Annotated in this window: 9 protein-coding genes; 3 read left to right on the forward strand and 6 right to left on the reverse strand. The window is 75.0% G+C overall.

What is annotated here, in order from left to right; all coding sequences use genetic code 11:
• Positions 1–111 precede the first annotated feature (111 nt).
• The 3 genes from ACWGKQ_RS50615 to ACWGKQ_RS50625 form a co-directional block, all read right to left on the reverse strand.
• Positions 112–486, reverse strand: coding sequence for a nuclear transport factor 2 family protein (locus tag ACWGKQ_RS50615; RefSeq protein WP_089102071.1), 375 nt, complete (start codon positions 484–486; stop codon positions 112–114).
• Between the two features lie 146 nt (positions 487–632).
• Entirely contained in the window at positions 633–1,835 is a 1,203-nt protein-coding gene (locus tag ACWGKQ_RS50620) for an MFS transporter (RefSeq protein WP_453298907.1), read from the reverse strand.
• A 182-nt stretch (positions 1,836–2,017) separates the two neighbouring features.
• Positions 2,018–3,187 carry a low temperature requirement protein A gene (locus ACWGKQ_RS50625; RefSeq protein WP_453298908.1) on the reverse strand — a complete coding sequence of 390 codons (1,170 nt, stop codon included), beginning with the start codon at positions 3,185–3,187 and terminating at the stop codon, positions 2,018–2,020.
• Between the two features lie 182 nt (positions 3,188–3,369).
• Between ACWGKQ_RS50625 and ACWGKQ_RS50630 the strand changes: the two genes are divergently transcribed.
• Positions 3,370–4,227, forward strand: coding sequence for a hypothetical protein (locus ACWGKQ_RS50630; RefSeq protein ID WP_453298909.1), 858 nt, complete (start codon positions 3,370–3,372; stop codon positions 4,225–4,227).
• On the opposite strand, the gene ACWGKQ_RS50635 is transcribed toward ACWGKQ_RS50630, so the two are convergent.
• Both ACWGKQ_RS50635 and ACWGKQ_RS50640 read right to left on the reverse strand, forming a co-directional pair.
• Positions 4,206–5,171: a LuxR C-terminal-related transcriptional regulator gene (locus ACWGKQ_RS50635; protein ID WP_453298910.1), complete on the reverse strand. Its 966-nt coding sequence runs from the start codon at positions 5,169–5,171 to the stop codon at positions 4,206–4,208. The two genes, ACWGKQ_RS50630 and ACWGKQ_RS50635, sit on opposite strands and share 22 nt — an antisense overlap.
• Complete coding sequence (locus ACWGKQ_RS50640) at positions 5,168–6,130, reverse strand: helix-turn-helix transcriptional regulator (RefSeq protein ID WP_453298911.1); 963 nt, start codon at positions 6,128–6,130, stop codon at positions 5,168–5,170. Before ACWGKQ_RS50640 ends, ACWGKQ_RS50635 begins: the two co-directional genes overlap by 4 nt.
• Positions 6,131–6,596: 466 nt before the next feature.
• Between ACWGKQ_RS50640 and ACWGKQ_RS50645 the strand changes: the two genes are divergently transcribed.
• Positions 6,597–9,326 carry an ATP-binding protein gene (locus tag ACWGKQ_RS50645; protein WP_453298912.1) on the forward strand — a complete coding sequence of 910 codons (2,730 nt, stop codon included), beginning with the start codon at positions 6,597–6,599 and terminating at the stop codon, positions 9,324–9,326.
• On the opposite strand, the gene ACWGKQ_RS50650 is transcribed toward ACWGKQ_RS50645, so the two are convergent.
• Positions 9,316–12,153 (reverse strand): LuxR C-terminal-related transcriptional regulator, encoded by a 2,838-nt coding sequence (locus ACWGKQ_RS50650; RefSeq protein WP_453298913.1) that lies wholly within the window; start codon positions 12,151–12,153, stop codon positions 9,316–9,318. The genes ACWGKQ_RS50645 and ACWGKQ_RS50650 overlap by 11 nt on opposite strands.
• A gap of 135 nt (positions 12,154–12,288) precedes the next feature.
• On the opposite strand from ACWGKQ_RS50650, the gene ACWGKQ_RS50655 reads away from it, so the two are divergent.
• Entirely contained in the window at positions 12,289–15,066 is a 2,778-nt protein-coding gene (locus ACWGKQ_RS50655) for an AAA family ATPase (protein WP_453298914.1), read from the forward strand.
• The last annotated feature ends 80 nt before the right edge of the window (positions 15,067–15,146 follow it).

Genomic DNA, 15,146 nt, shown 5'->3' on the forward strand with positions numbered 1-15,146 from the left:
TATGGGTTTTAATGACTCCTTATCTGTCTTGCCTCTCGCCCGCCGGCCCGCGGGCTGGGTCGGCGCGCGGGCCCGCGCGCCCCTTGGGGGGGGGAGCCGCGGACGCGGCGGTCAGACGACCTCGTGTCCGCTGACGGTGGTCTCCGGGATCTCGTCGCGGACGTCCCAGTGCTCGACGATCAGGCCCTCGTCGATCCGGAAGACCTCCACGACGACCATGCCGCGGTCGTCCGGGTCGCCGCGGAACCGGGTGTGCAGGAAGACCAGGTCTCCCGACCCGGCCGCGCGCCGGATCTCGAACCGGGCCCGCGGGTACTGCTTGTGGAAGCCGTCGACGAACTCGACCAGCGGGGCCCGCCCGTCGGGCAGGTTCGGGTTGTGCTGGATGAGGTCCTCGGCCAGGTACTTGTCGGCCAGCTCGGTCCGCCCCTGGTTCCAGACGGTCTCGATGTACTCGCGAACGAAGTTCACCTGGTGGCTGCTCATAGGGTTCTCCTTGAACTGACTTGAGGGACAACGCCCCGATAGGGGCGCGGGCTGTTTCGATGTGCGGCTGCCGCCGCGTGGGCGCGACCAGCCGCGACGGCGCCGCAGACGACCGACAAGGCATCCCGGCCTTTTCGACTGTGCGCTCAACTGGTGTGGACTGGGCTGGTCGCAGGCCGGTCCGCGCCGGCCGCCGCCGAGGCGACCTGCCGGACCGAGGACAGATGGGCCAGCCCCGCAAGGGCGAGGACACCCAGCGCCGCCCACGGAATCGGCCCGGCCCCCAGATCCGGCAGGAGGCTGCTGCCGACGAAGCTGCCGAGGCTCATCCCGAGGTAGAGCGCGGCGGCGTTCAGCGCGAGGATCAGCCCCGGCTGCAGCGGCACCAGCTCCACCAGCCGGGCCTGCTGCGGCGCCTGGTACATCTGGCTGAAGAACGCCCAGAACGCGAAGAAGGCCACCCCGGGCGCGGAGTGCGGAGCCACCAGCAGCAGCGCGAAGCCCAGCGCGAGCCCGAGCACCGCGACGCTCACCGTGCGCCCGCCGCCCAGCCGTTCGGCGATCCGGGGCGCGCAGGCGTTGCCCGCCACCCCGATGACGCCGAAGGCGAGCAGCGTCAGCGAGATCAGCCCGGAGGACGCGCCGAAGCGGTCCTTCAGATAGGCGCCCGCGATGCCGTAGACGGTGAACTGGGCGGCCATGAACAGCAGGGTCGTGGTGACCGTGGCGGCGGTGGCCGGCGTGCGCATCGCCTCGCGGTAGGCGCGGGCCGTCGGCGGTTCGCCGGCCGGGATCTCGGGGACGAACACCAGCACCGTCACGAAGGAGAGCGCCGACAGCGCGGCCACCCCGAGCAGGGCGGGCCGCCAGCCCAGCGAGCCGCCGAGGAACGAGGCCAGCGGCACGCCGAGCACCGCGGCGGCCGTCATGCCGCCGAACACCGTGGCCAGCGCCCGCTGCCGGCGCTCGGGCGGCACGATCAGCGCGCCGGCCGCCGAGGCGCCGGGACCGAAGACGGCGGCACCCATCGCGCCGAGCACCCGGGTGACCGTGAGGAAGCCGTAGTTCGGCGCGACGGCGCCGAGGGCCGCGCCGACGGTGAGCAGGCCGATGCCCACGAGCAGCACCCGCTTGCGGTTCCACCGGCGCAGCAGGATGGGGGCGGTGGGCGCGCAGACCGCGAAGGTCAGCGCGAAGACGGTGACCAGGATGCCCACCGTGGCCGGCTGGACGTGCAGGTCGTCGCCGATCGGGCCGTTCAGGCCGACGACCGCCAGCGAGATCGTCCCCAGGCTGAAGTAGCCCAGTGACAGGGAGAGCAGGGCTGGTAAGGCGCTGCGGGACGGCATCAAGCCACCTCCTCTTCGTGGTCGGTGCCGGAAAGTTCCATACCGCGAACCTAGGAACATTCCGCGTCCCGCCGCGGCCGCCCCGGGAGGGCGTCCGGCACTGCCCCAGGTCCGTCGGCCTACTACGTCAGGTCACCGTCAGGCCGTCGTCGGGCCGTTGTCAGGCCGCCGTCGGGCCGTCGTCAGGCCGTCCCGAACGCCCGGTTGCGCAGGATCAGCGGGACCTGCCGGCCGGAGCTGATCAGCCAGTGCTCCACCGCGTTGACCAGCAGGAGCAGCACGGTGGTGACGGCGAGGGTCGCCACGCCCGGCAGCCGCCAGGCCGGCAGGGCGAGGGCGAGCAGGGCGATGCCGCCGTAGAACCGGGTGGCGGACGCGGCGCCGAACATGCGGCGCCGGGTGTAGCAGAACGCCAGCATGAAGAGGGCGGCGCCGGACGGCAGCAGGGCGGCGCTCAGCGCGTCCGGGGTGTGCAGGGGGGAACGCACGGTGCGGGTGGCGCCGACGGAGACCAGCAACAGGCCCACGACCAGCACCAGATGGCCGTAGCTGAGCACGTCGCGGACGACGACGGACGGGGTCGGATGGGTGCGCAGGGCGTGCGCGACGGCCGAGGCCACCAGGTGGAAGTAGAGCCACCACAGGGCGCAGCCGACCAGGAAGGCGAGGACGAGGGCGGTGAGCCGGGCCGGGGCGAGCGGGCCGGTGGCGGCTCCGGCGCCGACGGCGAAGACGTTCTCGCCGAGGGCGATCATGACGAACAGGCCGAAGCGTTCGGGCAGATGGTTGACGCCGAACGCCAACTGCCGCAGATGCCCGCTGAGTACGACGGGCGCGGCGATCTCGGCGACGACGGCGCAGGCCCAGAGGACCTCGCGCCACGGCGCCGGTACGGTGGCGCAGGCGAACAGGACCAGGGCGAAGGCGAGTCCGGCCCGGTAGGGGTGGATGGTGTAGAGGGCGCACTCCTTGCGGATCGCCTCCCCGATCAGCAGGCGCAGGGCGAGATAGCTTCCGGAGTACAGCAGGGCCGCCTCCCGGTCGGCCAGGGCGAGCGGGGCGGCCACCGCCATGCCGTAGACGGCGAGTGCGGTCAGCAGCAGGAACACCCGTTGCAGGTTGGTCTCGTGCACGGCGTTCATCGCCATGACCACGTCCACCCAGGCCCACCAGAGCGGGACCAGGACGAGCAGGCACTCCCCCAGCACCGGCCAGCTCGGGTGCACGGCCACCGGGTGGGCGACCTGGCCCACGCCGAAGGCGAGCACCAGGTCGAAGAAGAGTTCCGCCCAGGTGGTGCGGTCGCGCGCCGGAACGGCGGGAACGGTCGTCGCCGCGGTTGCGTCGGTCATCCCTGTATGGGGACACGGCCACCGTCCGGCACCACCCCGACGTGGAAATCCGGTGCGTACTGCGGGAAGTCGCGGCCCCGGATGTCCGAACTCGGCCGCCCGCGCAAGCAGGTCGCCGCGCTTCGGACCAAATCGGGTTCCCCCTCTCCCGAACTGACGCTCCGTCAGCTACACCTGACGGTATGACAGACGACGCGGCGCAAGCAGCCGACACCCGCAGCCCCGTGTACGCGGAACTGGCCGCCGTAGGCCCCTACGGAGCCGACCTCGGGCACGCGCTCATCACCATGGTCGAGCCGCACCCCGGCCACGAGCGCGCGTACAACCGCTGGTACGAGGACGACCACTTCATCGCCGGCGCGATGGCCATGCCGTGGATGTACGCGGGCCGCCGCTGGGTCGCCACCCGGGACCTCCAGCTCCTGCGCTACCCAGAGACCTCCGCCGTCGCGCGGCCGGTCACGGCGGGGTGCTACATCTCCGTCTACTGGATCACCGCCGGCCGCTACGCCGACCACATGCGGTGGACCGTCGGCATCAACAAGCGCCTCAACCGCGACCACCGGGTCTTCCAGGACCGTACGCACGTCTTCACCGCCTTCCAGGACCACCTCACGACCGTCTACCGCGACGGCGACCAGGGGCCCCGGGACATCCACGCCCTCGACCACCCCTACGCCGGGCTCGTCGTCCAGGTCGTCGACGCGAAGTCCCCCGGCGAGCGCGGGGAACTGCTGGCGTGGCTGCGCGAGGACCACCTGCCGAAGCGGCTGGCCGGCTCCCCGGCGGCCATGGTGACCGTCTTCGCGCCGACGCCGCTGCCCCTGGACCGGATGACCTACGTCAAGCAGGTCGAGGGGGTCGGGACCCGGCTGACCCTGCTGTGGTTCCTCCAGCAGGACCCCCGCGAGGCCTGGCAGGACCACTTCGCGGACCTGGAAACGGCGGTGGCCGCCTCGGGGCTGGGCGACGTGGAGTTCGTCGCGCCGTTCATACCGACGGTCCCGGGGACCGACCGTTACGCGGACGAGCTGCGGTGAGCCCCCGGCGGCGGGTCGGCGAACAGCCGGCCGAGCTCGCCCCGGGACCGGACCCCGACGAGCGGGTAGGTGCGGTAGAGGTGGGAGGCCACCGTACGCGGTGAGATGGACAGCCGTTCGCCGATGTCCCGGTTGGAGAGTCCCGCGGCCGCCAGCCGGAGGATCCTGAGCTTGTGCGGGCTGAGCGACTCGACGGCGGGCGGCGCGTACCCGCCGGGCACCCGGACCCCGATGGCGCGCAGCTCCGCCCGCGCCTGCGCGGCCCACGGCGTGGCCGTCAGCCACTCGAAGCGGGTGAGGGCCTCCCGCAGGGGTCCGCGCGCCTCGTCGCGGCGCTGCGCTCTGAGCAGCCGCCCGTAGTCGAGCAGCAGCCTGGCGTGCTCCATGGGGCGGCCCGGTATCGCCGGTGAGCCGAGGGCGCGTTCGAACAGTGCCGCAGCCCCGTCGGCGCCGCTCGCGGCGGCCCGGAGCCCGCGGGCGTGCCAGAGCCGGGCCGTCGTCATCGGCGCGGCGGGCGGCAGCAGGCGCGGCCCGGCCGTCAGCAGCCGGCGCACGGCGCAGGTCTCGCCGGCGGCCAGTGCCGCCTGCACCAGATCCACGTAGGCACGCTGCGCGACCCTGCCCGCCGCGACCGCGGCGAGGTTGCCGAGGACCCGCCAGGCCGTCTCCGGGTGCCCGGCCGCGAGGTGGCTCAGCCCGGCCGCGTGGTCGAGCATGTCGGCGGACTCCTGCTCGCCGAGGGTCAGCGCCAGCCACCTCAGCTCGTCGTACCGCTCGTGGTCGAAGGCGCCGCGGCGGGCCGCGATGCTCATTTCGAGCGCGTGCAGCCGGACGAGTTCCGGCCACCGCCGGGCGCCGCGCAGGGCCGCCTCGTCGGCGCGGAACCGCGCGCGGAACTCCCGCCACTGTCCGGCGGCGACGAGCGCGCCGTGGTCCGCGGTCATACCGGCTGCGCCTCTGCGACGGCCAGGTCGAGCCCGCCGAGCTGGGCGCGCGAGGCGATGCCGACCTTCTGGAACACGTGGGAGAGATGACTGCCGACCGTACGGTGGGAGAGCCCGAGCCGCCACCCGATCTCCCGGTTGGACAGGCCCTGGGCGGCGAACCCGGCGATCTGGCGCTCCCGCGGCGTGAAGCCGTAGCTGTCCGCGCCCGGGTCCCCCGCGCCGACCGCCTGCAGCTCCGCCGTGACCCGCCCGGACCACCCGTCGGCGCGCAGGGCCGCGAAGCCCCGCTGGGCGCAGACGAGTTGGCAGCGCGCCGCGGCCGTCCGGCGGCGCCGCGCCAGCCAGCTGCCGTAGGCGAACCGGGTCCGCGCGTCGGTGAACGGCATGGCCGCGGTGTCGGCGTCCCGGAGCGCCGCCAGGAACAGCCGCTCCGCGTCGCACTCCTCGGCCGTCAGCGCCGCCGCCCGCAGCTCCAGGCGCCGCAGGATGCCGTACGGCTGCCGGCGGGCACGGGCCAGCACGGCGCCGGCGACGTCCCGGCGACCGACGGCGACCGCCGCCTCGGCGATGTCGGCGACCGCCCACGCCACGATGCCCGGATGGCCGGACAGCACCTCCCGCAGCTCGTGCAGGGCGCTCTCCGGGTCGCCCGCGCCCAGCGCAGCCAGGCCGCGCAGCCAGCGGGCCCGGGCGGCCAGCACGCCGTCGCCGTGCGGAACGGCGAAGGCGAGGACCCGGCCGGTCCGCCGCCATACCTCGGCCTGGTCGCCGCGGACGGCGAACAGATGGCTGATCGCGAGCTCCGTCGCCAGGGCGTCCGCGACCCCGGCGTCGGCGCTGCGCGCCACGGCCAGCCGGATCAGCTGTCCTGCCTGCTCGAACAGGTCCAGCAGCAGGGCGTTGGCCTGCAACGCCGGCAGCAGTGCGGCGCTCGCGGTGTGGTGCTCCGGTCGCATCGTCCCTCCCACAGCCTCGACGGCACCCGGCGCGGTGTCCGTGTTCGTCCATGCTGGCGAGCATCCGTACCGGTCGAATCACCGGATCGCGTAGTGCCTGGAGTCGGCGGCCACTTCGCGCTGCCGGTCTGGGTCCGTTGTCGGGTGCGGGTCCGGTCGGGCGCGGGTCCGGACTGGGTGCGTTGTCGGGTGCGGGTCCGGTGGGGGCTCGTCGCGCAGTTCCCCGCGCCCCTAAAGGGGCGCTCCAGCGAAGGTTCTTCTTTCAGGACGGCCGGTCCGGGCCCCGCCAGGGGATGAATGACTACGCGTTGCCTGGATGCGAGCGGGTGCATCGGGCTGCTCGGCGGCCCTGGTGGGTGTGCGCGTGCTGGGTAGTATCTGTAGGCCCGCGTCGAGGAGCGGAAGTCGGCCTGTTTTCGCTCGCCTTCTTTCTCACCGTGACGAGTACGTCTGAAAGGTCGCGAACGTGGGGCTGATCGGCCGGACCGCTGAGCTGGAGGTCGTCCAGACGCTCCTGGACGGCCTGTCGGCCGGGTCGAGCGGCGTACTGGTGCTGCGCGGCCAGGCGGGGATAGGGAAGTCGGCGCTCCTGCACGAGACGGCCGAACGGGCCGAGGCCGCCGGCACGCTCCTCGCATCCGCCGTGGGCACCCAGACCGAGACGGGGTTCGACTTCGCCGGGCTGCACCAGCTGCTCTCCCCGTTCCTCGGCAGCCTGCCCGACCTGCCGGTCCCGCAACGCACCGCGCTCAGGACGGTGTTCGGGCTGGCGGCGGGCCCGGCGCCGAGTCACTTCCTGGTCGGTCTGGCGACCTTGACGCTGCTGACCGACGCGGCCGCGCGGCAGCCGGTCCTGTGTGTCGTCGACGACGCCCAGTGGCTGGACCGGGTGTCGCAGGAGGTGCTGGCCTTCGTGGCCCGCCGGCTGCTGGCCGACCGGGTGGGCTTCGTCTTCGCGCTGCGGGACGGCGAGGAGCACGCCGCCGCGCTGCGCGGGCTTCCCGAGCTCGGGGTGCGGGCGCTGGAACCGGCCGCCGGGCGGGAGCTGCTGGAGCTCGCGGCGGCGGGCAGGGTGGCCGAGTCCCTGTCCCGCCGGGTCCTGGCGGAGGCCGCCGGTCATCCGCTGACGCTGGTCGAGCTGGGCCGGGAGCTGCGCGAGGGACGCGGTCTGCCGGACCCGGTGCCGGGCCTGCCGATGCGGGTCGGGGAGCGTCTGGAGCGGCTGTACCTGGACCGGGTGCGGAAGCTGCCGCCGGCCGCACAGACCCTGCTGCTGGTGGCCGCGGCCGAGCAGTTCGGCGACCCGGAGCGGATCCGCCGGGCCGCGCAGGTGCTCGGGCTGGACGCCGAGGTGGCGGCGGCGCCGGAGGTCGGGCGGCTGCTGTCGTGGTCGCCGCGGGTGGCGTTCGCCCACCCGCTGATGCGGACGGCCGCCTACTGGGGCGCGTCACCGGGTGAACAGCGGCGGGCGCATGCCGCCCTGGCGGAGGTGACCGACCCGTACCTGGATCCGGACCGGCGGGCCTGGCACCTCGCGGAGGCGACGGCCGACCCGGACGAGGCGGTGGCCCGGGAGCTGGAGGCGTCGGCCGACCGGGCCCGGAGCCGCGGCGGGTGGGAGAGCGGGCAGGCGTTCCTGCGGCGCGCCGCGGAGCTGACGGCGGACCCGGAGCGCGCCGCCGAGCGTCTGCTGGCGGCCGCGGAGGCGGGCCTCGTGGCGGGCGATCCCGCCGGGGCGGCCGCGCTCGCCGAACAGGCCGTCCCGCACCTGACCCGCCCGCTGGTGCTGGCCCGGGCCCGGCGGGTGCGGGGCCTGTCCCTCAAGGCCGAGGGCCGGGTCGCCGAAGCCGCCCGGATGCTGGTGGGCGCGGCCCGGGAGATGGGCCCGGAGGATCCGCGGCTGGCGCACGACACCCTGTTCGAGGGGTTCGGCGTCGCCCAGCTGGAAAGCTGGCAGCGGACCGCCGAGGTCGTGTCGGCCGTCCGCGAGCTTCGCCGGCCCGCGCCCGGGGCGCCCGGTGACGGACTGCTCGACGGCTTCGCCGCCGTCCTCGACGGCCGTACGGACGAGGGCTACACGCTGCTGCGCCGCGGTGTCCGGACGTTCGCCGCGGTGCGCGACGCTCCCGATGCCGGTATGCCCCGCCTGGTGGCGTGGCTGTACGCGTCCGGTCTCGTCTTCGACCATGCCAGCTGGACGGACCTGGAACGGAACTGGATACCCGCGCTCCGGAGCCGCGGAGCCGTGGCCGCGCTCGTCCCGGCGCTCTACTCGCTCGCGAAGGACCATCTGCGGGCCGGTCGCCTCACCGCCGCGGAAGCGTCCCTGGCCGAGGGCCGCGCCCTCGCCGAAGCGGTCGGCGACCACGGCTGGGGCCCCGGTTTCGCCCAGGCCGACGTCCTGCTGCTGGGCCTGCGCGGCGAGGCGGCCCAGGGCCGGGCGCTGGCGGACCGGCTGCTCGGCGAGCCGGTCCCGGACGTGTGGCGGACCGGGGTCCGCCTGGCGGTCGCGGTGCTCGAACTGGGCGCCGGCCGTTACGAGGCGGCGCTCGACGCCGCGCTCGACGCCCGTGCGCTGTGGTCGCTGCTGTCACCGGAGGACGTGGTCGAGGCCGCCATGCGCTGCGGCCGGCCCGAGGTCGCCCGGGCCGCCCTCGACGGCTTCGCCCCGCTCGCGGCGGCGGCGGGCAGCCCCTGGGTCCTCGGCGTGGCGGCACGCTGCCGGGCGCTGCTCAAGGGCGACGACCCCGCGGCCGACGACGACTACCGGCAGTCCGTCGACCACCTCCGGCGCACCCCTGTCACCCTCGCGGTGGCCCGCTCCCGTCTGGTCCACGGGGAGTGGCTGCGCCGTCAGCGGCGCCGGCGCGACGCCCGCCACGAACTCGGGACCGCCCTGGAGAGTTTCGAGCGGATGCGCGCGTACGGCTTCGCCGAGCGGGCCCGCGCCGAACTGGCCGCCACCGGCGAGCACCGGCGAAGACCCGCCGGTCCGGACGGTGTCGGGCTCACCCCGCAGGAACTCCAGATCGCCCGGCTGGCCGCGGCCGGCGCCACCAACCGGGCCATCGCCACCAGGCTGTTCCTCAGCGCCGCCACCGTCGAGTACCACCTGCGCGGCGTCTACCGGAAGCTCGGCGTCAACCGGCGCGTCCTGCTCGCCCAGGCCCTCGCCGACGCCGGCCTCACAGGCTGAGCCGCCGCTCCTCCGCCGTGTCGGCGGCGCCGGTCGCGGCGCCGGGGTCCGGGGTGTCCGGGGTGTCCGGGGCCTCCGGGGACGGTGCGAGCAGGCCGAGCGCACGGGCCACCGCCACGGCGTCGGTACGACGGCGCACGTCGAGCTTGGTGAACAGGTGGCGGATGTGGGTGCGGACGGTGGTCACCGACACGGACAGCTCACGGGCGATCTCCGGAGCCGACAGGTTGGTCGGCAGGTAGCGCAGCACCCGGATCTCGCTCCGGGTGGGCGGATCCAGCAGCCGCGGCGGCCCGGCCGGCCGGGGCAGGTCCGCCGCCCCAAAGCCCGACGCTGCCCCGAAGTCCGACGCCGCCCCGGAGTCCGACGTCCCCGGTTCGGCGGGGAGCAGGGCGCGGATCTCGCCCGCCAGGGCCGCCTGTTCGCCGCCGTCCGGGGCGTAGCGGTCGAACAGCCGCCGGGTGGGGGGATGGATGAGGAACGCCGTCAGCGCGCCGTCGATGGCGACCAGGTCCAGCGCGCGCCGCATGGCGTCCCCGGCGGCGGCCGGGTCGCCGAGCGCGTCCCGGGCGGTCGCCTCCAGCAGGTGGGCGTGCGGCAGCCAGGTCGTCGGCGGGACGGGCACGGCACCGGAGAGGACCGGTGCCAGCACGGCGCTCGCCGCGTGCGGATCATCCCGGGCCAGGCGCAGCGCCGCTTCCGCCATGCGTATCTCGCCGCGGGCACGGTCCTGTTCGCCGATCTCCGCGAGGTCCCGCTCGGCGCCTGCGGTGTCGCCCAGCCGCACCAGAGCGTGCAGCCGCAGGGCGCGGGTCCGCGTGAGCGGCCAGTTCGGCGCGTCCAGGAGCCGGGCCAGCCGCTCGGCGGCCCGGAACGTCGTCAGCACGTCCTGGTCACGGCCGCACGCCAGCTCCAGCAGCGCGCGGACGTAGCGGATCGCCATCGCCGTCATCGGCTCGGCCTCCACCCGGAGGGTGCGCTCGGCGCGCCGCACCCAGTCGGCCGCCTCCTCGTGCCGTCGCCGGAAGATCATTCCGGCCGCGAGGGTGATGTAGGCGATGCCGGCGGCGGGCTCTTCGGTCCAGCCGTGCCGCCGGGCCAGTTCGATCGTCTGCCTGGCGTGCTCTTCCGCCCCGGTGTACGGCGACGCCCGCACGCTGGCGATCGACGAGCAGTGCGCCAGGCCGAGGAACTCCAGGTACGGCCGGCCGATCCAGCGCGCCAGCTTGAAGCCCTGTGCCAGGTGGTTCTCCGCCTCCGCACGGTGGCCGGCCCAGTGTTCGGCGATACCGAGGTTGATCAGCGTCAGTGCGCGTAGGTCCCCGCTCAGGCCGAGCGGCGCCGTGTCCGGAGCGTCGGCCACGGCCCGCAGCCGCCGCGCCTCCTCGGCCAGCGCCGGAAGGTTCATCCGCTGCCGGGCGAGCAGCAGCCGGACCATGCCGGCCTGCACGTCCAGCCGGCCGCGTCGGGCGACCGGCACCGACTCCGACGCCGACCCCGACTCCGGCTCCGGCTCCGGCTCCGTTCGCCGTGCCGCGAGCCCCAGGAGCCGCTCCGCCTCCACCAGCGATCCGGCCGCCAGCTCGTCCGCCGCGGCGGGCACCGCCAGTTCGGCGTCCGTGGCGAGGACCTCGGTGGGAAACCTCGCGAGGAGCGCGCGCACGGTGGCCGCCTGCCCGTCCAGATGCAGGCCGGGCCAGTGGTCGGCCAGCAGCCGGGCGGCCGACGTCCAGTCGTGCGCCGCCTGGGCGTGCCGGACCGCCTCCGCGGGATGCCCGTGGTCCGCGAGCCACCGTGCGGCGGCCCGGTGCAGCGCGTCGGCCTCCTCCGGTGCCGTACGCCGCAGTTCGCGCTGGAGCAGACCGGCGAAGAGGTGGTGGTAGCGGAACCAGGACCGCGCCGGGTCAAGCGACACGACGAACGCGTTGGCGGCCTCCAGTTCCTGGAGGACCCGCTCCCCGCCGGTGCTGCCGGTGAGGGCGTCGGCGAGCGGGCCGCTGACCCGTTCGAGGACGCTGGTCCGCAGCAGCAGTCGGCGTGCCTCCGGGCTCTGCCGTTCCAGCACCTCGGCCAGCAGGTACTCCGCCACCGTCCGCTCGCTGCCCGAGAACTCGGCGGCGAACCGCGCCGGATCGGGGTGCCCGGCCAGGGAGAGCGCGGCCAGCCGCAGCCCGGCCGCCCAGCCCTCGGTCCGCTCGTGCAGCATCACCAGCGCCGGCTCGGCCGGTACCGTCCCCGCCGCGGCGAACAGCTCCCGCGCCTCGGCCAGGCTGAAGCGCAGATCGGCCGGGCGGATCTCGGTCAGTTCGCCCTCCAGCCGCAGCCGGTGCAGGCCCAGCCGCACGTCGTACCGGGTGGCGAGCACGAACCGCAGCTGGGGCGGCGCCCGCAGCACCAGCAGCTCCAACTGCTGCAGCAGGTCCGCCGAGCCCAGCTCGTGCACGTCGTCGACGACCAGCCAGACCCGGTCGTCCAGCGGTGCCAGGTCCCTCAGGAGCCGCTCCACGACCGCCCATCCGTCGAGCTCCGGCGCCGCCGTCAGCTCCCGCATCAGCGCCGCCCCCGGGACCGTCCGGCGCAGCGCACCGAGCACCGCCAGCCAGAACTGCTGCGGATCACGCTCGTCGGTTCGCACCGACACCCACGCGACGCGTCCCGCCAGGCCCTGCTCGCCGATCCAGGACCGCAGCAGCACCGTCTTGCCGCTGCCCGCCGGCGCCGACAGCACGGCCACCCGCGCCGAGGTCCTGAGCAGTTCGAACAGTCCCGGCCGGGACACGACCCCGCCCGTACCGGGGCGGTCCGCGGCGCCACTGCTCGTTCGCAACGTTCTCCTCGTACCACGACCGACAAGGGACAGAAATCGTCAGAAGTAGATGATGCCGTGCGCCCGCAACTGCGTCAGCTTGATCCCATAGCGGAGAATATCCGGCAGGGCGGGGAACATCCGGTGGAGGAAGCGGTGGCTGCCGAGGAGCATGCCGGCCCACGACGGGCCGGCCGGCGGGAACGGGAATTCGCGCTGGTCGACCGGCAGACCGAGCGGGCGGCGATCGACCGGGTGCTGGACGCGGTGCGCGAGGGCCTCAGCGCCGCGCTGGTGCTGCGCGGCGCACCGGGCATCGGCAAGACGGCCCTGCTGCGCTACGCCGTGCAGTCGTCGCCCGACCTGCGGACGTGTGCCATCGCCGGTGTCGAGTCCGAGATCAGGATGGAGTTCGGCGGCCTGCACCACCTGCTGCGCCCTTTCCTGCCGCTGGTGGAGGAGCTGCCGCCGCCGCAGCGCAGCGCGCTGCGGATCGCCTTCGGCGAGGAGCCCGGGCCGCCTCCCGAGCGGTTCCTGGTGGGTCTGGCGTCGCTGACGCTGCTGTCCCGGGCGGCCGAGTCACGGCCGCTGCTGTGCGTCGTCGACGACGCGCACTGGCTCGATCCGGAATCGGCCGAGGTGCTCGGCTTCGTGGGCCGCCGACTGCAGGCCGACCGCATCGGTCTCGTCGCCGCCGTCGGCGAGCCCGTCGTACGGCCGGTGTTCGAGCAGCTTCCGACGATCACGGTGGACGGGCTGCCCGACCCCGATGCCCGCGGTCTGCTCGGCTCGGTCGCGGGCAAGGGCCTCAACGCCCAGGCCGTCGACCGCATCCTGGCGGACACCCGCAACAACCCGCTGGCGCTGGTGGAACTCGGCCGCACGTACACGGCCGACCAGCTCTCCGGGCGCGCGGCGCTGCCCGAGCCGCTGCCCCTGGGCCAGCGGCTCCAGGAGCACTTCCTGGAGCAGATACGCGGTCTGCACCCGGACGCCCAGGTGTTCACGCTGCTGGCCGCGGCCGACCCCGAGCGGGAGCGCGCCCCGTTGTGGCGGGCCGCGGCGCGGGCCGGCATCGACCCGGAGGCCGCCTCGGCCGAGGCGGCGTGGAGCGGTGTGCTGGAGTTCTCCGGCAGCTCCGTCCGGTTCCGCTACCCGCTGGCGCGGTCCGCGGTCTACTACGGCGCCGACGCCGCCGAACGCCGGCGCGCCCACCAGGTGCTGGGCGAGGCGGGCAACCCGGAGCTGCGGGCCTGGCATCTGTCGGCGGCCGCGACCGCGCCGGACGAGCGGCTCGCCGCCGAACTCCAGCAGGCCGCCGAACGCGCCGCGGCCCGCGGCGGCTACGCGGCCAGGGCCGCGCTGCTGCGGCGCTCGGCCGACCTGACGCCCGACGACGGGCACCGCGCGCTGCGCGAGCTCGCGCTGGCCGAGGCCACCCTCATGGCCGGCGACCCGCCCGGGGCGCAGACGGTGCTCGACTCCGCCGTGCCCCGGCTCCCGGACCCGGTCGTCCAGGGCTTCGCGCAGGCCCTGGCGGGCATGATCCGCTTCGCGCAGGGCGACGCCGCGGAGGCCGCGCGCATCCTGGCCGGGGCGGCCCGGGCGTTCGGGCACGACGACCGGCTGGCCCGCGACACGATGCTCGGGGCGCTGGAGGCGGCCATCTGGTCCGGGCCGGAGCTGACCCGGGAGACCGCCCGCCTGGCGAGCGCCTTCCCGCCGGTCCCGCACGACTCCGCCTCGGTCAGCGACCTGCTCCTGGAGGGGTACACCGCCCGCTTCACCGTCGGCTACCAGGCTTCCGTACGGCCGTTCCGCGCCGCGGTGACCGCGCTGCTCGCCGACGACCTCGATCCCGCGGTGGGCCTGCGGTGGTTCTCGCTCGGCGCCGCGGCGGCCGGCAGCCTCTGGGACGACAAAGGTATCCACGACATATCGGACCGCTGGGCGACACTGGCGCGGACCTCGGGTGCGTTCACCACGCTGCCGGTCGCGCTGGCCTTCCTCGCGGTCTCGGACGCCATGTTCGGGGACTTCCGCGAAGCCGACGCGAGGTGGGCCGGGATGCTGGAGGTGCTGACCGTGAGTCCCGGTCCCGCCGTGCTCGGCACCAACAGCCGCAGCAACGGCGTGGTGCACGCCTACCGCGGCCACCTGGTCGAGGCCCGGGCGACCGGGCTGGCCCAGGTCCACGAGTCCACCGCGCGCAGCCAGGGCGGCCCGGCGGACATCGGCCGGTACATCGCCGCCATGGCGGACCTGTTCGCCGGAGACCACGAGTCGGCGATGGCCGGCGCGCGGACCGTGGTCGACAACGACCCCGCCTACACGGCCGAGGGGACCCTGCCCGAGCTGGTCGAGGCGGCGCTGCGGGCCGGTCACCGCGAGGCGGCGGCCACCGCCTACGCCACCCTCTCCGAACGGGCGCTCGCCGCCGGCACCCCCTGGGGGCTCGGGCTGCGGTCCCGCTGCGCGGCCCTGCTCGCCGAGGGCGCGGCCGCCGAGGCCGCCTACCGGGAGGCCATCGCCCACCTCGGGCGCAGCCACATGGTGGTCGACCTCGCCCGCACCCATCTGCTGTACGGCCAGTGGCTCCGCCGGGCCAGGAGACGGCGTGACGCCCGGCAGGAACTCCGCACCGCCCACGAGATGTTCGCCGCCGTCGGAGCGGAGCGGTTCGCCGAGCAGGCGGCGGCCGAGCTGCGGGCGACCGGCGAACGCGCGCGGACGCGCGCCCCGGAGACCGCGCTCGACCTCACTCCGGAGGAGGCGCGGATCGCCGGCCTCGCGGCGGCCGGGGCGTCCAACAGCGAGATCGCGGCGAACCTGTACGTCAGCCCGAGCACCGTCGACTACCACCTGCGCAAGGTGTTCCGGAAACTCGACGTGACGTCCCGGACCCAGCTCGCCGCCCGGCTGGCGTCGGGCTGAAGCGAAGCGGTGTGCCGGTCCCCGGGGGCACGTCCCCGGGGACCGGCACGCCGCCGCTCGGCCTCCCCTCAGACGCCGAC

It is taken from the genome of Streptomyces sp. NPDC054770 (assembly GCF_053611985.1).